Here is a 20458-nt window from a genome sequence, read left to right on the forward strand (position 1 = left end):
GCTCAGCGCCCGATCGAGAGGATGCCGCGCGGGGTGGTCGGGCTCTCGAGCTGGCGGCTGCTGGGGGCTGCGAACGCACGGAACCGCCGAGGCACCCACACCGGGTCCTCGAGCGCGCTCCAGGAGGTTCCGGGGATTCGCAGGGGTGCCGCACCGACGACGACGAGCCGTCGACCCGCCCGGCGGGTGCCCTCGGCGATCCCTGCGGTGACGACATCGATGTCCTCCTCCCGGCCGGGAGCCGGACGGGTGGCCCCGATGACCACGTCGTGCTCCTGCGCGAGATCTGCGACGTGAGCGGCCGAGGAGCCGTCGAGCACGGCGGACTGCGCCCGTCCGATGAAGCCCGGGCGGATGCTGCGGGATGCTGCGGTGACCTCGTGACCTCTTCGCAGCGTCTCGGCCGTGAGGCGAGTCCCGGCCGCGCCGGTCGCACCGAGAATGAGGATCTTCATGCGGCGTGTTCCTTCGTCGGGGTGTTCGTCGTCGTGGCGGCAGGGCGGGGATCGTGGGATGTCTCGGACTCGGTGCCCGATCGGGTCGGCCGGGTGGGCGACCGCTGGGCGCTCGCGACGGCGATCAGCGCGAGGACGAATCCGACGCTCTGGAACGCAGTGAGACCCTCGCCGAGCACCCACCACCCGAGGACGGCGGCGACGAGCGGCGAGATCAGCGGCAGGAAGGCGACCGCGCCCGCGGGCATCCTGCCCACCCCGCGGAACCAGAGCGTGTACGCCAGGGCCGCACCGACCAGTCCCAGCCAGGCATAGCCCGCAACGGCTGGAGCATCCAGAGCAGGCGGCGCCCCCTCGACCAGCAGTGCGAGCGGCACGATCACGAAGCCGCCGGCGGCGAGCTGCCAGCCGGCATAGGGCACCGGGCCGACGGGTCTGCCCCAGCGCTTGCTCAGCACGGTGCCCACCGCCATGCTCACCGGTGCCGCGATCCCGGCGAGCACGCCGAGCAGGTTCAGCTCGACCCCCGGAGCGAGGACCATCATCGTCACGCCCACCACGGCAAGCACTCCCCAGCACAGCCGCCACGCAGTGGGGCGCTCGGACAGCAGCGGGAGGGCGAGAGCCGCAACGAGCAGAGGGCTGGCGGCCCCGAAGATCGCCGCGATACCACCGGGCAGGAGGTACGCCGCGACGAACAGCAGCGGGAAGAACGCCCCGATGCTCAGCGTGCCGAGCACGAGCGCCCGCCACCACCAGTGCCCGCGCGGGAGCGTCCTGCCCAGTGCGCACAGCAGCAGTCCCGCGGGAAGCGCCCGCAGCACCCCCGACCACAGGGCGTGGTCCGCTGGCAGCAACACGGTGGTCACCACGTAGGTGCTTCCCCAGACCATGGGGGCGAAGGCGGTGGAGAGCACCGGAGCACCCCTGGAGATGGAGGAGGGGGAGGTTGTGGCAGAGGGGGCTGTGGCCATGTGTTCCACTGTCCACCTGCCTCCATGCATGAGTCCAACACATGCTTGTCGTTCAAGCGATCGCGTAGCACGATTGTCGGCATGGAACTGCAGCAGCTGCGCTACGTCCTCGCCGTCGCCGAGACCCGGAACTTCACCCGAGCGGCGCAGCAGTGCTTCGTGGTCCAATCGGCGCTCAGCCACCAGGTGCGCAAGCTCGAGGACGAGATCGGCACGCCCCTCTTCGCACGCTCCAGCCGGCGGGTCGAGCTCACGCCCGCCGGGGAGGCGTTCCTCCCATGGGCCCGCAGCAGTCTGGACGCCGCCGAGCGCGCCGCGGCGGAGGCCACGGCGGCGGTCGGAGTGGTCAGCGGCACCCTGACGATCGGACTGATTCCCACGGTCACGGCGCTGGACATCCCCGCCCTGGTGCGCCGCCTGCACGAGGCCCACCCGGAGGTGAACGTGAGGCTCCGTGTCGGAGCCAGCGACGAGCTCGTCGCCGCGGTGCGCGAGGACGAGATCGACCTGGCAGTGCTCGGCCTCGCCCAGGGCATCATCCCCGAGGGGGTCGAGCACCGGGTGCTGGCCGAGGAGGCGCTCGTGGCCGTGGTGCCCGAGGAGCACCTTCTGGCCCGTCGCGGCACGGTGGATCTGGCCGAGCTGGCTGAGGAGCCGTTCGCGGACTTCGCCACGGGCAGCCCCGGCCGCGCCCAGACCGACCGGGCATTTCGGGCCGCAGGCCTGGTGCGCCGAGTCCCCTACGAGGCCTCCACCGCGCAGCTGATCGGAGAGCTGGTCTGTGCAGGACTGGCCGTCGCACTGCTGCCCGCGCCCTTCGCCCCCACCCACGGCGCCCGCACGCTCACCGTCCGCAGCGGCCCGCATCGCACGGTGCACCTGGTGTGGAACGCCTTCCAGCCCAGCTCGGCCGCGCGGGCCGCCCTCCGGCTGCTGCCCTGAGCGGCTGTCGGAGTCCGGGCCGCCCATGGTCGGCCTACCCTCTTCCCACAGCAGTCGAAAGTACTCTTCCGGCACTGCAGTCCCGCTCTGCGGTCCATCGCCGCGAGGAGCCATGCTCCTGCTTCATCGGAAGCATCTTTCCGAAAGACTGCCTGGCATCGCGTGCTGGACCCAGAATCGACGATTTCGGAAGGATCTTTCCGCTACGGCCGCAGGTGAGGACCTCGCCACCGAGATCGGCGCTGCGATTCGCGCAGCATGCAAAGAGGCTTACCTGACCCAGCAGCAGCTCGGCGAGCTCTCGGGGCTGCCCGACCGCACGATCCGCGACATAGAGTCCGGCACCGGAGGCCCCGGCCTGCGGGCAGTCCCGGCCGTGGTCGATGTGCTCGGCCTCCGTCTGGCAATCGCCCGATGAGCGCTGCCTGTCCTGAGCGCGTCAGGAGCGCTGCACGGCCCGCAGCTCCTTCTTCAGCTCATGCACCTCGTCACGCAGCCGGGCTGCGACCTCGAAGTTCAGCGACTCCGCCGCCTGGTGCATCTGCGCGGTCATCTCGTCGATCATGCCGGTGAGCGCGCCGACCGGATCGTCACCGAGGTCGACCTTGCGGCCCTGCACGGAGTCGACGGCGTTGGCCCGGGCGCGGTCCCGCGCCACCCGCTCCTTGCCGGAGCGGTAGTCGGTCGCCATCAGGGTCTCGGTGTCGATGTCCTCGCGGGCGAGCATGTCCGTGACGTCGGCGATCCGCTTGCGCAGCGGGGTCGGATCGATGCCGTGCTCGGTGTTGTAGGCGATCTGCTTCTCGCGGCGGCGGTTCGTCTCGTCGATCGCCTGCTGCATCGAGTCGGTGATCCGGTCCGCGTACATGTGCACCTGACCGGACACGTTGCGGGCCGCACGGCCGATCGTCTGGATCAGCGAGGTGCGCGAGCGGAGGAAGCCCTCCTTGTCCGCGTCGAGGATCGCGACGAGCGAGACCTCCGGCAGGTCCAGGCCCTCGCGCAGCAGGTTGATACCCACGAGCACGTCGAACTCGCCCTGGCGCAGGGAGCGGAGCAGCTCGATCCGGCGCAGCGTGTCGACGTCCGAGTGCAGGTACTGGACCCGCACCCCATTCTCGAGCAGGAAGTCGGTGAGGTCCTCCGCCATGCGCTTGGTCAGCGTCGTCACGAGCACGCGCTCGTCCCGCTGGACGCGCTTCTCGATCTCCTCGCGGAGATCGTCGATCTGGCCCTTGACCGGCTTGACGATCACCTCGGGGTCCACCAGTCCCGTCGGCCGGATGATCTGCTCGACCACCCCGTTCGCGCGGTTCAGCTCGTACTCGGCCGGGGTCGCGGAGAGATAGACCGTCTGGCCGGTGCGCTCGGTGAACTCGCCGAACGTGAGGGGGCGGTTGTCGAGCGCCGAGGGGAGGCGGAAGCCGAAGTCGACGAGGGTCCGCTTGCGGGACCGGTCCCCCTCGTACATCGCGCCGATCTGCGGGACGGTCACGTGAGACTCGTCAATGACCAGCAGGAAGTCCTCGGGGAAGTAGTCCATCAGGGTGTTCGGGGCGGTGCCGGGCGCGCGGCCGTCGAGATGGCGGGAGTAGTTCTCGACGCCGTTGGTCGAGCCCATCTGCCGCAGCATCTCGAGATCGTGCGTGGTGCGCATCCGCAGCCGTTGCGCCTCGAGCAGCTTGTTCTGGCCCTCGAGCTCCACGAGCCGCTCGGCGAGCTCCTCCTCGATCGTGCCGATCGCACGCGCGAGCCGCTCGGGGCCCGCGACGTAGTGCGAGGCGGGGAAGATGTGGATGTGGTCCTCCTGCCGGATCACCTCGCCGGTGAGCGGATGCAGGGTGTAGAGCGCATCGACCTCGTCGCCGAAGAACTCGATGCGGATCGCGAGCTCCTCGTACATCGGGATGATCTCGACCGTGTCGCCGCGCACCCGGAACGTGCCCCGCTCGAAGGCGACGTCGTTGCGGTCGTACTGCATGTCGACGAAGTGGCGCAGGAGGTCGTCGCGGTCCAGCTGCTGGCCGCGGGACAGCTGCACCATGCGGTCCACGTACTCCTGCGGCGTGCCGAGGCCGTAGATGCAAGAGACGGACGAGACCACGACCACGTCACGGCGGGTCAGCAGCGAGTTGGTGGCGCTGTGCCGCAGCCGCTCCACCTCGGCGTTAATCGAGGAGTCCTTCTCGATGTAGGTGTCCGACTGCGGGACGTACGCCTCCGGCTGGTAGTAGTCGTAGTACGAGACGAAGTACTCGACCGCGTTGTGCGGCAGCAGCTCCCGGAACTCGCTCGCGAGCTGCGCGGCGAGGGTCTTGTTGTGCGCCATCACCAGCGTGGGCCGTTGCACCTGCTCGATGAGCCAGGCCGTCGTCGCGGACTTGCCGGTGCCCGTCGCGCCGAGCAGCACGACATCCTGCTCGCCGTCGTTGATGCGCTTCGTGAGCTCCTTGATCGCCTGCGGCTGATCGCCGGACGGCGAGTACTCGGAGACGACCTCGAAGGGATGCTCGGCGCGGACCAGATCGGTGACAGGACGCATGGGGTCGAGCCTACGACCCGGGGCCGACGGACGACATGGCGCACGTCTCCTGTCCGCTCAGGGCCGACGGGCCGCGCTCAGCGGCGTCGGTCCAGGAGCGTGCGCACCGCCTCGAGCGCGCGGTCCGCACGGTCGGCGAGCTCCGTGCGGCCCGATGTGTTGAGGATCAGCCGGTCCGCGCGCCGGATCCGCTCGAGATCGGTGACCTGCGCGGCCATGATCGACTCGACGTAGGCGCGGTCCCTGCCGCGGTCGCGGATCACCCGCGCGATGCGGTCCTCGCGCCGAGCGAGCACCGCGACCACCGCGGCGTAGGTGCCCGCGGCGTCCTGCGCCTTCTCGAGCAACAGCGGGCTGTCGTGCACGACGATCCGCTCCCCCGCCGCGGCGGCGTCGGCCTCCTCGCGGGCGACCGCCTCGTCGACGCGGGTGAGCACGATCCGCTCGAGGTCGGCGCGGGCCGCGGCATCGGCGAAGACGATCCGCGCCATCGCGGCGCGGTCGATCGTGCCTGCCGGGTTGCGCAGCTCCTCGCCGAAGCGCGCGATCGCCTCCTCGACCCCGTCCCCGGGCATGTCGAGCACTGCGCGGGAGTGCGCGTCGAGGTCGATCACGCGCATCCCGGCGCCGCGCCAGAGCGCGGCGACCGTGGACTTGCCGGAGCCGATGCCGCCGGTGAGGCCGACGCGGACGCGGGGCGATGCGGGGTCCATGACCCGATCGTAGAGCTAGCGCGTCAGAGCCGTCACGAGCTGTTCCCCGGCTGGCGCCCCAGGTCGTACGGTGCTCGGGTGGATCCTCTGCAGCTGCTCGTGACCAACGATTTCCTCCGTGTGCTGGACCTCGTGGGCGTGTTCGTGATGGGGGTGGCGGCCGGAGCGATCGCCTCGCGGCTGAACTTCGACGCGGTCGGTTTCGCAGTCATCGGGATCGTCGCCGGCCTCGGCGGCGGGCTCGTGCGAGACCTGATCCTCGACTACGGCACCCCCGCCGCCTTCGACGGCCCCTGGTACCTCGCGTGCGCCCTCGCCGGGGCGATGTTCACCTTCCTCATCCACGCCGACGGCCCGTGGTGGCGCCGCCTGGTGACGGTGCTCGACATCGCGGCGATGGGGCTGTGGGCGGCGACCGGCACGGCGAAGTCCCTCGGCTACGGCCTCGACGTGCTGCCCGCGATCCTGCTCGGGGTCACGAGCGCCGTCGGCGGCGGCGTGATCCGCGACGTCCTCGTGGGGCGGATCCCCCAGATCTTCGGCGGCGGCCCCCTGTACGCGACCGGGGCGCTCGTCACCGCGGTGATGACCTGGCTGGTGCTGGCCCTCGGCCTCCCCTCCCCCACGGTGCTGATCGCCGTCGCCGCGGGCTCGCTGCTCGCCGGGGTCGCGGCCTGGCGCCGCTGGTCGCTGCCGGCCCATCAGGAATGGCAGGTGACCCTGTCCGCGACCCAGCTCAAGCGGCTCGTGCGCCGCACCCGCAAGGACGAGCGGGAGCGGGTGGCGCTCGAGACCGGCGCGATCCCGGTCGTCGACGTGGACCACGACGACCTCGCCGAGGACAGCGCGGCCGAGGACCGCGATGCGCACTACTTCGAGGAGCGGGTCTTCCCGGAGGCGGAGGCGCTCCCCGGCACGATCGAGCACGAGCAGCGCCACGGCCGGGACCCCGGGACCGCCGCGGCGCGCTGACGCGCCGGGGCACGGCGCGGGGAGCCTGGCCGCCGCGCGGGGCGCCGCGGGATCGTCGCGGGGCGCCGCCGCGCGCGACGCCCTCAGGGACGCAGCAGCTCGAGCATCCGCGCGACGTCGACCGCGTCGAGCTGACCGGGCGCCGAGGCCTCCCCGACCGTCGCGAATGTCGCGGCGCTGCCGAACGTCTCCGCGGCGACGCGGCTCGCGGCGCCGAGCGTGCCCATGCTGATCGCGAGGTGCGGACCGTGGCGGTCCCCGGCCACGGCGAGGCTCGCCGCGAGCAGGGTCAGCACGTCCATCGGGCTCCGCGGGGTGACCGCGATCTTCGGCACGTCCGCGCCGAGCTCGCGCTGCCCGCGAAGGATCTCGACGATCCGCTCCCGGGTGGGCGTCGCCTCCATGTCGTGGAACGAGCCGACGACGGCGATGCCGTTGCGGCGCGCCGCCTCGATCACGCGGGCGACCATCGCGCCGTCCCGCGCGGTCTCGACGTCGACGAGGTCCACCGCGGACTGGGTCCCGGCGGGCCGGCCCGTGATCAGCGCGAGGAGGAGCTCCCCGAGGTCGTGATCCGCGATCGGGCGCGGTCCGCCCTCGGCGGCGGTGCGGAAGGTGACCAGGAGCGCCCGGTCCGGGCCGAGGGCGGCGCGCAGCGGGGCGAGGGCGGCGAGCACGGCGACGCGGTGCTCCGCCGGGTCCCCGAGGTCGGGGCGGAAGCGGTCGAGGCGCCATTCGACGATCCGGGCGGGGGCCTCGACCGCGGCGGCGGCCTGGCCGAGGAGCGCGTCGAGGTGGTCGCCGACGAGCGGCACGATCACCTCGGGGCGGCCCCGGCCCAGCTCGATCCCACGCACGGTGACGGTGCGCCGCCGCGGATCCGGGCCCCCCGCCGCGTCAGCCGGCGCGGCGGATCGGTCCGAGGACGGCATCGCGTCATGGGCGGTCACGCCGCTCAGTCCTCCGTCACGGCGGCGTAGGCGGCCAGCAGCAGCGCCGGGTCCGGGCCCTCGAGGCGCGAGACCTTCCCGATGCGGTCCAGCACCACGAAGCGCAGCACGCCGGCGCGGGTTTTCTTGTCGCGCTTCATGGCGTCCTCGAGCTTCGGCCACTGGCGGTCGCGGTAGGTCACGGGCAGGCCGAGCGAGGTGAGGATCGTGCGATGGCGGTCGACCTCGGCCTCGGAGAGCTTGCCGGCGAGGTGGGAGAGCTCGGCGGCGAACATCATGCCGACGGAGACCGCCGCGCCGTGCCGCCACTGGTAACGCTCGTTGCGCTCGATCGCGTGGCCGAGGGTGTGGCCGTAGTTGAGGATCTCTCTCTCGCCCGCCTCCGTGAGGTCGGCGGAGACGACGCGCGCCTTGACCCGGATCGCCCGCTCGATCACCTCGCGGAAGGCGTCGCTGCCGGTGTCGCGCACCGCGTCGGGATCCTGCTCGACGAGCGAGAGGATCTCGGTGTCGGCGATGAATCCGGCCTTCACGGCCTCGGCGAGGCCCGCCGCGACGTCGTGCGCGCCGAGGCCGGCGAGCACGTCGAGATCGGCGACCACGGCGATCGGCGGGTGGAACGCGCCGACGAGATTCTTGCCCTCGGAGGTGTTGATGCCGGTCTTCCCGCCGACGGCCGCGTCGACCATCGCCGCGACCGTGGTCGGAACCTGCAGCACGTCGATGCCGCGCAGCCAGGACGCGGCGACGAAACCCGCGAGGTCCGTGGCGGCGCCGCCGCCGAGACCGATCACGAGGTCGCCGCGGCCGATCTCCGCCTGCCCGCACACCCCCCAGAGGAACCCGGCGACCTGCGCCGTCTTGGCCTCCTCGCCGTCGGGGATCTCCGCGGCGAAGGCCTCGCGGCCGGTCGCGATGATCGCCTCGCGCAGCTCGTCGGCGACCTGGCGCAGGCTCGGCTGGTGGATGATCACCACCCGGCGCGCCCGCTCGGGGATCCGGTCCGGTGCCGCGGCGAGCAGTCCGCGGCCGACGAGCACGTCATAGCCGCCGGTCGGGGTGGTCACGGGAATGGTGGTGGTGCTCATGCGGTCTCCTCCTCGGCGCCGGCGGCCCGCAGCCCCAGCTCGTCCATGATCTGGCGCGCGACGCGCGCCGGGGGGCCGGATCCGGCGTCGATGCGCAGCGCGGCGAGGTCGCGGTAGACGGGTCCGCGCTCCGCGGCGAGCCGGCGCCAGCTCTCCATCGGGTCGTCCCCCGACAGCATCGGGCGTCCTGCGCCGCGCGCGATGCGGCGGGCGGCGATGGCCTCGTCGACCTCAAGGAGGACCACGCGGCGGCCGCGCAGCCTCTCCCCCGACTCGCTCCGCATCGGCGCCCCGCCGCCGAGGGCGAGCACCCCCGTCTGCTCCTCGAGGGCGCGGGCGAGGACCTCCGCCTCGAGCTCGCGGAAGCCCTCCTCCCCGTCGGCGGCGAAGATCTCCGGGATCGGCCGGCCCGCGGCCGTGACGATCAGCGCGTCGAGATCGCAGAAGGCGACGCCGAGCCGGGCGGCGAGGGCGCGGCCGACGCTGGTCTTGCCCGCCGCCATGGGCCCCATCAGGATGACGAGCGGCCCGCTCACGAGGCGGTGTCCGCTCCGCCCGGGAGACGGGACTGCAGCTCGACGGTGCGCTCGAGGTGGGCGCGGATCTCCTCGACGCTGTCCCCGCCGACCTTCTCCAGCAGGGCGTCCGCGAGGGTCAGCGCGACCACGGCCTCGGCGATCACGGCAGCGGGCGCGACGGCGCAGACGTCCGAGCGCTGATGGTTCGCCGTGGCCTCGGCGCCCGTCGCCACGTCGACCGTGCGCAGGGCGCGGGGCACCGTCGAGATGGGCTTGAGCGCGCCGCGGACCCGGATCACCTGGCCGTTGCTCATCCCGCCCTCGAGTCCGCCGGCGCGGTTCGTCACGCGCGGATACTGCCCGGACTCCGAGGCGATCAGGATCTCGTCGTGCGCGGCGGATCCGCGGCGTGCCGCGGTCGCGAAGCCGTCCCCGATCTCCACGCCCTTCATCGCCTGGATCGACATGACCGCCTGGGCCAGGCGGCCGTCCAGCTTGCGGTCCCACTGGGTGTGGGAGCCCAGGCCGACGGGCACGCCGTAGGCGATGACCTCGACGACGCCGCCGAGGGTGTCGGCATCGGCCTTGGCCGCATCGACCTCGGCGACCATCGCCGCGGAGGTCTCCGGGTGGAAGCAGCGCAGCGGGTCCGCATCGAGCGCGGCGGCGTCCTCGGGGGTGGGCAGCGGGGCGTCCTCGGGGACGCGCACGGAGCCGACGGAGAGGGTGTGCGAGACCAGACGGATGCCGGCGGCCTGCTCGAGCAGGGCCGCGGCGACCCGGCCCGCGACCACCCGGGCGGCGGTCTCGCGGGCGCTCGCGCGCTCGAGCACCGGACGCGCGTCGTCGAAGCCGTACTTCAGCATGCCGGAGAGGTCCGCATGACCGGGGCGGGGCCGGGTCAGAGGCCGGTTCCGAGCGATCTCGCGCTCGTCGCCGGTGCCGGCGTCGACGAGGAGATCCTCTCGCTCGACGGGGTCGGCGCTCATGACCTTCTCCCACTTCGGCCACTCCGAGTTGGCGATCTCGATCGCAAGCGGAGATCCGAGGGTGCGCCCGTGCCGCAGGCCACCGTGGATGCTCACCACGTCCTGCTCGAACTTCTGGCGGCTGCCGCGACCGTGGCCGAGACGGCGCCGGCCGAGCACCTCGCGCAGATCGTCACTGGTCAGCTCGATCCCGGCGGGGACGCCGTCGAGCAGGGAGATGAGGGAGGGGCCGTGGGATTCCCCGGCCGTGAGCCAGCGCAACATGGCCACGATTCTCTCACGGGCCGTCCGACCGGGACGCGGACGTCCAGGTGAGGACGATCCGCCGGCCGACGCCAAGCCGCGTCCGGAAGCGTCAGTCTTCGTCCAGCTCCACCGACTCCAGCGGGGTCAGCCGCTCGACCAGCGGCACCACGTCGGAGATGCCGCCCAGCACGGCGGTGGGCCGGTACGGGTACTGGGTGATCTCGTCCTCGCGGGTGGAGCCGGTCAGGACCAGCACCGACCGCATGCCGGCCTCGAGCCCGGACTTCACGTCGGTGTCCATGCGGTCCCCGATCATCACCGAGGTCTCCGAATGGGCGCCGATGCGGTTCAGCGCCGTGCGCATCATGAGCGGGTTCGGCTTGCCCACGTAGTACGGCTGGGTGCCCGTCGCCGCGGTGATCATCGCGGCGACCGCACCGGTCGCCGGGAGCGGTCCCTCGGAGCTGGGACCGGTGACATCGGGGTTTGTCGCGATGAACTTCGCCCCGCCGCGCACGAGACGGATCGCCCGGGTGATCGCCTCGAAGGAGTAGGTGCGGGTCTCCCCCAGCACCACGAACTCGACATCGGTGTCCGCGAGGATGAAGCCCTCCTCGTGCATGGCGCTGGTGAGCCCGGCCTCGCCGATCACGTAGGCGGACGAGCCGGGTGCCTGCTCGGCGAGGAAGCGGGCGGTGGCGAGGGCGCTGGTCCAGATCGCCTCCTCGGGCAGCTCGATCCCGGAACGCGCCAGCCGGGCCCTCAGGTCCCGCGGCGTGAAGATCGAGTTGTTGGTGAGCACGAGGAAGGGGCGTCCGAACTGCTGCAGCGCAGCGATGAAGTCGGCGGCGCCGGGCAGGGCGGACTCCTCGTGCACGAGCACGCCGTCCATGTCGGTCAGCCAGGTGTGGATCGGGTGGTCCTCGAGAGCGGTGAACATGCTCCCAGTGTGCCCCGGGCGGGGCGGCGCACCCAACCCGTCCCGTTCCCGGACAGCCGGAAGGCCCGGCCCCCTGCGGGGACCGGGCCTTCCGAGCCGGGTGATCAGCGGGTGATCAGTTGCCGGTGAGCTTGGCGCGCAGGGCGGCCAGGGCCTCGTCGGAGGCCAGGGTGCCCTCGTCGGAGGAGCTCGACTGGTACGAGGTCTGCGAGGACGGAGCCGACTCCGGGGTGCTGGAGGTGCTCGCGGCGGCCGGGGCGTTCGCGGACTCCTCGTCGGCCTTGATGGCCTCGGCGACCTGGGTCTTGTGGGCGGTCCAGCGCTCGTAGGCGGCCGCGTACTGGGCCTCCCACTCCTCGCGCTGGGTGTCGTAGCCCTCGAGCCACTCGTTGGTCTCCGGGTCGAAGCCCTCGGGGAACTTGTACTCGCCGTTGGCGTCGTACTCGGCCGCCATGCCGTAGAGCGCGGGGTCGAAGGTCGAGTCGTCGCCCTCCGGGTCCACGCCCTCGTTGGCCTGCTTGAGGGACAGCGAGATACGGCGACGCTCGAGGTCGATGTCGATGACCTTGACGAAGACGTCCTGGTCGACCGTGACGACCTGCTCGGGCAGGTCGACGTGGCGCTGGGCCAGCTCGGAGATGTGGACGAGGCCCTCGATGCCGTCCTCGACACGCACGAAGGCGCCGAAGGGGACCAGCTTGGTGACCTTGCCGGGCACGACCTCGCCGATGGCGTGGGTGCGGGCGAACAGCTGCCACGGGTCCTCCTGGGTCGCCTTCAGCGACAGGGAGACGCGCTCGCGGTCCATGTCGACGTCCAGGACCTCGACCTTGACGTGCTGACCGACCTCGACGACCTCGGACGGGTGGTCGATGTGCTTCCAGGACAGCTCGGAGACGTGCACCAGGCCGTCGACGCCGCCGAGATCGACGAAGGCGCCGAAGTTGACGATGGAGGACACGTTGCCCTCGCGGACCTGGCCCTTCTGCAGGGTCTGCAGGAAGTCCGAGCGGACCGCGGACTGGGTCTCCTCGAGGTAGGCGCGGCGCGACAGGACCACGTTGTTGCGGTTCTTGTCGAGCTCGATGATCTTCGCCTCGATCTCCTGGCCGACGTACGGCTGCAGGTCGCGGACGCGGCGCATCTCCACGAGGGAGGCCGGGAGGAAGCCGCGCAGGCCGATGTCGACGATGAGGCCGCCCTTGACGACCTCGATGACGCGACCGGTGACGACGCCCTCGTCTTCCTTGATCTGCTCGATCGTGCCCCAGGCGCGCTCGTACTGGGCGCGCTTCTTGGACAGGATCAGGCGACCCTCCTTGTCCTCCTTCTGGAGGACGAGGGCCTCGATCTCGTCGCCGACCTCGACGACCTCACCGGGGTCGACGTCGTGCTTGATGGACAGCTCGCGCGAGGGGATGACGCCCTCGGTCTTGTAGCCGATGTCCAGGAGGACCTCGTCGTGATCGACCTTCACCACGGTGCCCTCGACGATGTCGCCATCGTTGAAGTACTTGATGGTGGCATCGATGGCGGCCATGAGTTCGTCGGCGCCGCCGATGTCGTTGATGGCGATCTGGGGGGTCGTGGTGTCGGTCATGTAGGTAGGAACTCCGTCGGGACAGGAATCGAGTAGGTACGGTGGACGTGCAACCTCGCCGGTGATCGCCGACAGATCGCGGCGCTCGCCCGGGCGGGGCATCCGCACGCGGGGACGACCACCGAACTGCTCAAGACGGCCGCCTGCGCACAGACCTTCAGAAGCCTATCAGCCGGGGCGCGCCGATGCGAGGGCCCGCGGGGCGTGAGGATCCGCTGCGGGATGTGACCTCGCTCCCCCGAGGCGTGGCGGCGCCGCTCAGTGGGCGGCCGCTAGCCAGGAGGGGCCGACGCCGATCCCGACCTCAAGCGGGACCGACAGCTCGTAGGCCTCGCCCATGCCGCGGGCCACCAGCGCCCGCAGCTCCTGCTCCTCGCCGGCGGCGACCTCGAGCACGAGCTCGTCGTGGACCTGGAGCAGCACGCGGGAGCTGAGCGCGGAGTCCGCGAGGAGCTCATCGACGCGCAGCATGGCGAGCTTGATGATGTCCGCGGCACTCCCCTGGATCGGGGAGTTCAGCGCGACCCGCTCGGCGTTCTCGCGGCGCTGGCGGTTGTCCGACGTGAGGTCGGGCAGGTAGCGGCGCCGCCCCAGGATGGTCTCGGTGTACCCGGTCTCGCGGGCCCTCTCGACGCTTGCCCGCAGGTAGTCACGCACCCCACCGAAGCGCTCGAAGTAGCCGTCCCGCAGCGCCGTCGCCTCGCCCTGGGAGATGCGCAACTGCCGAGCCAGGCCGAAGGCGCTGAGCCCGTAGGCGAGGCCGTAGCTGACGGCCTTCGTCTTCGAGCGCATCTCGGCGTCGACGTCCTCGGGGGCGACGTCGAAGACCCGCGAGGCGACGAAGCGGTGGAGGTCCTCCCCCGAGTTGAAGGCCTCGATCAGGCCCGCGTCCTCGGAGAGGTGCGCCATGATGCGCATCTCGATCTGCGAGTAGTCCGCCGTCATCAGGTCCGCGTAGCCCTCGCCCGGGACGAAGATCTCGCGGATGCGCTGCCCCTCGTGGGTGCGCACCGGGATGTTCTGCAGGTTCGGATCGGTCGAGGCCAGGCGACCGGTGGCGGCGGCGGTCTGCAGGAAGGTGGTGTGCACGCGGGAGCCGTGGTCCACGGCCGCGTCGAGGCCCACCAGGTAGCCGGTCAGCTTGCTCATCTCGCGGAAGCGCAGCAGCCAGGAGAGGAAGTCGTGGCCGGAGGAGCCCGGCTCGACCTTGTCCTGGAGATCCGCGAGGGATTCGGCGTCCGTCGAGAAGCCCGAGGCGATCTTCCTGGTGCGGGGCATGGCGAGGGTGTCGAAGAGGACCGTCTGCAGCTGCTTCGGCGAGGCGAGGTTGACCTCCTCGCCGACGATCGCGCCGGCCTCCCGCTTGGCCTGTGCGACGAAGCCCTCGAACTCGGACTGCAGGGCGGCGAGGCGCTCGAGATCCAGGGCGATACCCCGCTCGTGCATGCTCACCAGACTGCGCTGGAGCGGCAGCTCGAGCTCGTGCAGGATCTTCGCGGCCCAGGGCTCCGCCGTCAGCTGGTCGGCGAGGCGCTCGGCGACGGTGAGCAGCGCCGCGGCGGAGCGGGCGAGGCGCTCGGCAGCGCGCACCACGTGCTCCTCCCGGGCCTCGGCGGACTCCTTGGCGAGGGTGGCCTGTGCGGGCTTGCGCGGCCGCGGCTCGAAGGTCACGCCGGCGTGCTCGGCGGCGAGGGTCTCCGCGTCGTAGGTGCGGGCCCCGGGGCGCAGGACGAAGGCCTCGAGGGCGAGGTCGTGCCTCCCCTCCCCCAGCCGGTGCCCGTGCTCGCCGAGGAAGGCGAGAGCCGCCTGGGCCCCGGCGACCTCGATCCTCGGGGTGTCCTCGAGCAGCCGGGCGAGGACGGCGGTGGCCTCCTCGTCCAGGGCGGACAGGCGCAGCCCGACGGCGCGCTCGGGGGTGGCCAGACCCAGCAGCGGGCCGCCGCGCGCATCGTCGGCCAGGTCGAGCGCGAGCAGCGCCGGCGACTGTCCCAGGGCGTCCGCGAGGTCCGCCGCGGTGCTCACGACGGACACCTCGAGGTCCGCCTCCACCTCCTGCTCGCCGTAGCCGTCCGCATCGAGGAAGACGTCGGGGACGTCGGCGCGGATCGTGGGACCGAAGGCGAGCTCGTCGAACACCTTCTGCAGGGCGACGCCGTCGCCGCGCCCCAGGGTGTAGTGCTCGGGGTCGGCGGGGAGGTCGAGATCGAGCACGGCGGCGTTCATGCGCCGGTTGCGCTCGACGTCCTCCCGATGGGCGCGCAGGTTCTCCCCGGCCTTGCCCTTGATCTCGTCAGCATGGGCGAGCACACCGGGGAGGTCGCCGTGGGCGAGGATCCACTTCGCGGCGGTCTTGGGGCCGACGCCGGGCACGCCCGGCAGGTTGTCCGCGGCCTCGCCCACGAGCGCGGCGAGGTCGGGATAGCGCTCCGGCGGGATGCCGTACTTCTCCTCGACGGCGGCGGGGGTCATCCGGCGCATCTCGGTGACGCCCTTGACCGGCTGCAGGAGCGTCACCCGCTCCCCCACCAGCTGGATCGAGTCCCGGTCGCTCGTGACGATGAGCGCCTCGTGGCCGTCCGCGGCGGCCCTCGTGGCGAGGGTCGCGATGATGTCGTCGGCCTCGTAGTCCTCGTAGGTCAGCCAGCGCACCCCGAGCGCGTCGAGGACCTGCTGGATGAGCCCGATCTGACCGTGGAACTCGGGCGGGGTCACCTCGCGACCGCCCTTGTACTGGTCGTAGATGCGGTCGCGGAAGGTCCCACCGGGCAGGTCGAAGGCGACCGCCACGTGCGTGGGCCGCTCCGCGGCGACGACGTTGATGATCATCCTGGTGAAGCCGTAGACGGCGTTGGTGGCCTGACCGCGCCCGTCGCTGAAGCCGTCGGCCGGCAGGGCGAAGAAGGCGCGGAACGCCATCGCATGCCCGTCGATGAGGAGGATCCGCTGGTCGCTGGGGGCGCTCGCACTCATGGGGAGCAGTCTCGCACGGGACGATCCCCCGCGCCGCTCCCTGGGGCGAGGGTCCCCGGGAGGGTGTCCCGAGGATGTGGCAGGCTCACCTCATGCACCAGCACCCCGATACCTCCGGCAGCCCCGGTACTCCCGGCACTGATCGGTTGCGCGGCGAGGAGCTCGCCGCCCTCGTCGGCCCGATCACTCGCGGCACCCTGCTCGAGCGCTGCCAGATGGAGCTGGTGGAGCTCTCCTCCGAGGGAGGGATCATGACCATGCCGGTCGCAGGGAACATCCAGCCCGCGGGGCTCCTCCACGGCGGGGCCACGATCGCCCTGGCCGAGTCGATCGCCTCCTTCGCGGCGATCCTGCGGGCGCGCGAGGTGCACGGCGAGGGCGCCCAGGCGGTGGGCACCTCGGTCTCCGCGGTGCATCACCGCAGCGCTCGAGAAGGTCTGGTCACCGCGACCGCGTCCCTGCGCCACGGGGGCCGCCAGGTCGCGGCCTACCTCGTCGACGTGCACGACGAGGCGGGGACGCTGCTGAGCACCGTGACCGTCTCGACCATGCTGCTGCCGCCCCGCTGAGGATCCCCGCGGCCGGAGCGGCTCGCCAGCAGGGCGGCTCGACATCCTCGCCGTCCCGTCCACCGGTCTGGGAGGCGCTCAGCCCTCCAGCTCGTAGCCGTCCGCCCCGTCGAACTCCAGCTCGTTGGCGTCGTTCCAGGAGTAGTGGCGGAAGTCGCCGACCCGCGGATCGCGGTCCGAACCCAGCTCGAGGGGACCCGACCGGCCCGCATAGGAGATCGACTCCTTGGCCCCCGCCGCCAGGGCATCGCGCAGCACCGTGCGGCACTCCCCGTAGTCGTTGCACTCCCCCGAGCCGGTGAGCACCCGCGGGATCGAGGCGGCGATCGCCGTGCCCTCGACGGAGAGCGCGTCCTGGGCGGCCAGCGCCGCGATCACGAACCCGTCATAGGCCTGCTGGGAGTAGGCGTACCCGGTGTCGTAGAGCCCTGGATCGACGTTGAGCATCATGTTGACGTGGCGGACGCTGTACTCGCCCCCCGGTTCGAGGCCCTTCGCCCGGGAGAGGCACTCGGCCGCCAAGTCCGCCTCGGCGTAGTTGACGCTCGCGGCCGGGGAGAGCTGGGCCGCGATCTCAACGGTGGGCCGCTGTCCGCCGTCGAGGGTCGCCGTGTGCAGCGCGGAGAGGAACGGCCCCGTCTCCGGGCCGCCGTTGACGATGAGCAAGGCCGGCGGGGTCTCCAGCACGGAGGCGACCAGCGCGTTCACGTCGCCCAGATCGCCCGCGGCGTGGAAGTGCTCGAGGACCACCTTGCCGCCCGTCGGCCCGAGCACCTGGGTGAGCTCGAAGAGGAGGCTGCGACCCTGCGCCGAATCCTCCGAGACGTAGGCGACCGTTCCCGGAGCTCCGGCCCGGTCGCCGGAGACGGCCCAGGACTGCTCGGCGTAGTAGGCCGCGAGGGCCTTGTCGTTGGGGCACAGCCGGGCGAGCATGCCGGAGGTCTCGACCTCCGGGGCGCGGACGCTCATCCCCGAGCTGAACACGTCGATCACGGCGATGCCCGCGGCGACGAAGGCGGGGATCGCGGCGACCAGAGTCTCCTCGTCCACCGAGGTGAGGCAGGCCGTGACCCCGGCCTCGGCGAGTCCCTCGATGACCTCGGTGAGATCCGCGCCGGCCTCCGTGACGACATGCCGGTCCACGAGGCCGACGTCGTGTCCGAAGAGGCCCTTCCACTCGGCGTTGACGTCGATCCAGGCCTCGTGCACCGCGAGGGCGATCGCGTTCTCGAAGGGCGCGGAGCGGCCGTAGCTCGCCCCGATCGACCCGAGGGTGAGCGCGGTGTCCGGCTCCGCGAGCGCATCACCCGTCGGCGCCGTCGTGGTGGCCCGACGCCCGCGGCCGCGGCGGATGCCGCCGGTGCCGCAGGCGCTCAGTAGTCCCGCACCCAGGATCCCCGCCCCCAGGCCCTGCACCATCGTGCGCCGCGACATGCCCATGTCGAGACCTCCCCCGTCCGTCGTCTCGCCCGTTCGACGCCCCCGTCGCCGGGCGGTCAGTCCTTGCCGCCGCCCAGCTGGTCCACGACCGCATCCGCGACCTCGCGCATGGTGAGGCGACGGTCCATCGAGGTCTTCTGGATCCAGCGGAAGGCCTCCGGCTCGCTGAGGCCCATGTTGGTCTGCAGCAGGCCCTTGGCGCGATCGACGCGCTTGCGGGTCTCGAAGCGCTCTCCGAGGTCGGCGATCTCCGCCTCGAGCTGGGTGATCTGCTGGTAGCGGGAGATCGCGATCTCGATCGCAGGCAGCAGGTCCGCAGGGGTGAAGGGCTTGACGACGTAAGCCATGGCGCCGGCGTCGCGGGCGCGCTCGACGAGCTCTGCCTGCGAGAAGGCAGTGAGCATGACGACCGGGGCGAGATTGTCCTGGCCGATCTGCTCGGCCGCGGAGACTCCGTCGGTCTTCGGCATCTTGACGTCCATCACGACCACGTCGGGGCGCAGCTCGCGCGCCTTCTCGACGGCGCTCTCGCCGTCGCCCACGGCGGCGACGACCTCGTAGCCGGCCTCGGTGAGGGTCTCGACGATGTCCATGCGGATGAGGCTCTCGTCCTCGGCCACCACCGCGGTGCGGCGGACGCCGCCGGTCTCCTGGACCTCGAGATCCTGGTCGTCGGTGGGAAGGGAAGGATTCTGCTCAGTCATGTCGCCCTGTTGTCTCGTGGGTGTCCGCGGCGGGGACGGGGTCCGTCGCGCCGCCGGGACCGGTGGTCATCAGCGGTATCCTAGTCCAGGCCTCCGTCCCGGGGGTGCGAGCCGGATTGGCGAAATGGCAGACGCGGCGCACTCAAAATGCGCTGTCCTCACGGGCGTGCGGGTTCGAGTCCCGCATCCGGCACCTCAGCGCGATCGATCATGACAGACGCGACAGATCACGACAGGCCACAACAGATACGGCGCCCCTCGACCCATCGGTCGAGGGGCGCCGTGTCCGTGTGGCAGCAGCGGCCGGATCAGGCCGGCTGCGGACCCGCCGCGATGCTCGCCGACTCGATGCGGGCCGACTCGGTCCCGTCGAGGTCGCCGATGCGGTGCACGCGCAGGGAGTTGGTCGAGCCGTGGACGCCGGGGGGCGAGCCGGCCGCGACGATCACCAGATCGTTCTTCTGCAGGCCCTTGTGCTCGCGCAGCAGTTCGTCCACGACGGAGATCATCGCGTCGGTCTCCTTCTGCATCGGCACCAGGTGCGCCTCGATGCCCCAGGTCAGGGACAGCTGGCGGGCGACCTCGGGGTACGGGGTCAGGGCCAGCAGGGGGATGGTCGGGCGCAGGCGGGAGAGGCGGCGCGCGGTGTCGCCGGACTCGGTGAAGGTGACCAGGTACTGCGCGGAGAGCTGATCGCCGATCTCGGCGGCCGCGCGGGTGATGGCGCCACCGCGGGTGTGCGGGATGGTGCCCAGCGGGAGGATGCGGTCGGCGCCGTTCTCCTCGGTGTTGGTGACGATGCGGGCCATGGTGCGGACCGCCTCGAAGGGGTACTTGCCCACGCTGGTCTCGCCCGAGAGCATGACCGCGTCGGCGCCGTCGAGGATCGCGTTCGCGCAGTCGGACGCCTCCGCGCGGGTGGGGCGCGGGCTCTCGATCATCGACTCGAGCACCTGGGTGGCGACGATGACGGGCTTCGCGTTGCGGCGGGCGAGCTCGATGGCGCGCTTCTGCACCAGCGGCACCTGCTCGAGCGGCAGCTCGACGCCGAGGTCGCCGCGGGCGACCATGATGCCGTCGAAGGCGCCGACGATCGAGCGCAGCGCGCGCACGGCCTGCGGCTTCTCGATCTTCGCGATGACGGGAACGCGGCGCCCCTCCTCCTGCATGATCCGCAGCACGTCGTCCATGTCGTGGGCGTCGCGCACGAAGGAGAGCGCGATGAGGTCCGCGCCGAGCTTGAGGCCCCAGCGGAGGTCGTCGATGTCCTTCTCGCTCATGGCGGGAACGGACACGGCGACGCCGGGCAGGTTGATGCCCTTGTTGTTGGAGACGGGCCCGGGGACCTCGACCACGGTGGTGACATCGGTGTCGGTGACGTCCGTGACGCGCACCGAGACCTTGCCGTCGTCGATCAGGAGCACGTCGCCGGGGCGGCAGTCGCCCGGCAGGCCCTTGAAGGTAGTGGACACGCGCTCGCGGGTGCCGACGATGTCCTCGGTGGTGATCACGAAGGAGTCGCCGACCTCGAGCTGATGCGGCCCGTCGGAGAACTTGCCCAGACGGATCTTGGGGCCCTGGAGGTCGACCAGGATGGCGACGTTGCGACCGAGATCGTCGGCCGCGCGACGGATGTTCGCGTAGACCTGCTCGTGGTCGGCGTGGGAGCCGTGGCTCAGATTCATCCGAGCCACGTTCATGCCTGCATCGATCAGGGTCCGGATCTGCTCATAGGTGTTGGTCGCCGGACCGAGTGTGCAGACGATCTTCGCTTTACGCATGTCAACCCATCTGTAGTTCGAGTAAGGGCCGCGGCGCCTTCTCGGGCGAGCACAGGACGTGCTCC

18 protein-coding genes and 1 tRNA gene are annotated in these 20458 nt (G+C 71.6%); 5 read left to right on the top strand and 14 right to left on the bottom strand.

Features of this window, described 5'->3' with window-relative positions; genetic code table 11:
* Positions 1–2 precede the first annotated feature (2 nt).
* Positions 3–455 (bottom strand): NAD(P)-dependent oxidoreductase, encoded by a 453-nt coding sequence (locus V1260_RS10565; protein ID WP_329746778.1) that lies wholly within the window; start codon positions 453–455, stop codon positions 3–5.
* Positions 452–1429, bottom strand: coding sequence for an EamA family transporter (locus V1260_RS10570; protein ID WP_329746779.1), 978 nt, complete (start codon positions 1427–1429; stop codon positions 452–454). The genes V1260_RS10565 and V1260_RS10570 overlap by 4 nt, the downstream gene beginning before the upstream one ends.
* 81 nt (positions 1430–1510) lie before the next feature.
* Here V1260_RS10570 and V1260_RS10575 point away from each other — a divergent pair, with 81 nt between their 5' ends.
* Together V1260_RS10575 and V1260_RS10580 are read left to right on the top strand one after the other, a co-directional pair.
* Positions 1511–2371 carry a LysR family transcriptional regulator gene (locus tag V1260_RS10575; protein ID WP_329746780.1) on the top strand — a complete coding sequence of 287 codons (861 nt, stop codon included), beginning with the start codon at positions 1511–1513 and terminating at the stop codon, positions 2369–2371.
* Positions 2372–2483: 112 nt separating this feature from the next.
* Complete coding sequence (locus V1260_RS10580) at positions 2484–2789, top strand: helix-turn-helix domain-containing protein (protein WP_329746781.1); 306 nt, start codon at positions 2484–2486, stop codon at positions 2787–2789.
* Positions 2790–2810: 21 nt separating this feature from the next.
* On the opposite strand, the gene uvrB is transcribed toward V1260_RS10580, so the two are convergent.
* Positions 2811–4913 (bottom strand): excinuclease ABC subunit UvrB, encoded by a 2103-nt coding sequence (gene uvrB, locus V1260_RS10585; RefSeq protein WP_329746782.1) that lies wholly within the window; start codon positions 4911–4913, stop codon positions 2811–2813.
* Between the two features lie 77 nt (positions 4914–4990).
* On the bottom strand, positions 4991–5626 hold the full coding sequence (gene coaE / locus V1260_RS10590) for a dephospho-CoA kinase (protein WP_329746783.1): 636 nt from the start codon (positions 5624–5626) through the stop codon (positions 4991–4993).
* A 78-nt stretch (positions 5627–5704) separates the two neighbouring features.
* Here coaE and V1260_RS10595 point away from each other — a divergent pair, with 78 nt between their 5' ends.
* On the top strand, positions 5705–6598 hold the full coding sequence (locus tag V1260_RS10595) for a trimeric intracellular cation channel family protein (RefSeq protein WP_329746784.1): 894 nt from the start codon (positions 5705–5707) through the stop codon (positions 6596–6598).
* An 83-nt stretch (positions 6599–6681) separates the two neighbouring features.
* Here the strand turns inward: V1260_RS10595 and aroD are convergent, their stop codons facing one another.
* The 7 genes from aroD to polA all read right to left on the bottom strand — a co-directional run bounded on the left by aroD (position 6682) and on the right by polA (position 15899).
* Complete coding sequence (gene aroD, locus V1260_RS10600; RefSeq protein ID WP_329746785.1) at positions 6682–7548, bottom strand: type I 3-dehydroquinate dehydratase; 867 nt, start codon at positions 7546–7548, stop codon at positions 6682–6684.
* 5 nt (positions 7549–7553) lie between these two features.
* Positions 7554–8636: a 3-dehydroquinate synthase gene (gene aroB / locus V1260_RS10605; protein ID WP_329746786.1), complete on the bottom strand. Its 1083-nt coding sequence runs from the start codon at positions 8634–8636 to the stop codon at positions 7554–7556.
* Positions 8633–9172: a shikimate kinase gene (locus V1260_RS10610; RefSeq protein ID WP_329746787.1), complete on the bottom strand. Its 540-nt coding sequence runs from the start codon at positions 9170–9172 to the stop codon at positions 8633–8635. The genes aroB and V1260_RS10610 overlap by 4 nt, the downstream gene beginning before the upstream one ends.
* Positions 9169–10407 carry a chorismate synthase gene (aroC, locus tag V1260_RS10615; RefSeq protein ID WP_329746788.1) on the bottom strand — a complete coding sequence of 413 codons (1239 nt, stop codon included), beginning with the start codon at positions 10405–10407 and terminating at the stop codon, positions 9169–9171. Before aroC ends, V1260_RS10610 begins: the two co-directional genes overlap by 4 nt.
* A gap of 91 nt (positions 10408–10498) precedes the next feature.
* Entirely contained in the window at positions 10499–11329 is an 831-nt protein-coding gene (locus tag V1260_RS10620) for an HAD-IIA family hydrolase (RefSeq protein WP_329746789.1), read from the bottom strand.
* Positions 11330–11444: 115 nt separating this feature from the next.
* Positions 11445–12929, bottom strand: a complete 1485-nt coding sequence (gene rpsA / locus V1260_RS10625; protein WP_329746790.1) for a 30S ribosomal protein S1 — start codon at positions 12927–12929, stop codon at positions 11445–11447.
* A gap of 258 nt (positions 12930–13187) precedes the next feature.
* The gene (gene polA / locus V1260_RS10630) at positions 13188–15899 is read right to left on the bottom strand and encodes a DNA polymerase I (RefSeq protein ID WP_329746791.1); all 2712 of its coding nucleotides are present in this window, start codon (positions 15897–15899) and stop codon (positions 13188–13190) included.
* 92 nt (positions 15900–15991) lie between these two features.
* Between polA and V1260_RS10635 the strand changes: the two genes are divergently transcribed.
* Positions 15992–16468 (top strand): PaaI family thioesterase, encoded by a 477-nt coding sequence (locus V1260_RS10635; protein ID WP_329746792.1) that lies wholly within the window; start codon positions 15992–15994, stop codon positions 16466–16468.
* 78 nt (positions 16469–16546) lie between these two features.
* Here the strand turns inward: V1260_RS10635 and V1260_RS10640 are convergent, their stop codons facing one another.
* Together V1260_RS10640 and V1260_RS10645 are read right to left on the bottom strand one after the other, a co-directional pair.
* Entirely contained in the window at positions 16547–17908 is a 1362-nt protein-coding gene (locus tag V1260_RS10640; protein ID WP_329746793.1) for an ABC transporter substrate-binding protein, read from the bottom strand.
* A gap of 56 nt (positions 17909–17964) precedes the next feature.
* On the bottom strand, positions 17965–18612 hold the full coding sequence (locus tag V1260_RS10645; RefSeq protein ID WP_329746794.1) for an ANTAR domain-containing response regulator: 648 nt from the start codon (positions 18610–18612) through the stop codon (positions 17965–17967).
* A gap of 110 nt (positions 18613–18722) precedes the next feature.
* On the opposite strand from V1260_RS10645, the gene V1260_RS10650 reads away from it, so the two are divergent.
* Positions 18723–18805 (top strand) — tRNA-Leu (locus V1260_RS10650).
* 115 nt (positions 18806–18920) lie between these two features.
* On the opposite strand, the gene pyk is transcribed toward V1260_RS10650, so the two are convergent.
* Positions 18921–20393, bottom strand: a complete 1473-nt coding sequence (gene pyk, locus V1260_RS10655; RefSeq protein WP_329746795.1) for a pyruvate kinase — start codon at positions 20391–20393, stop codon at positions 18921–18923.
* Positions 20394–20458 lie beyond the last annotated feature (65 nt).

The organism is Brachybacterium sp. J144 (assembly GCF_036321705.1).
Lineage (GTDB): Bacteria > Actinomycetota > Actinomycetes > Actinomycetales > Dermabacteraceae > Brachybacterium.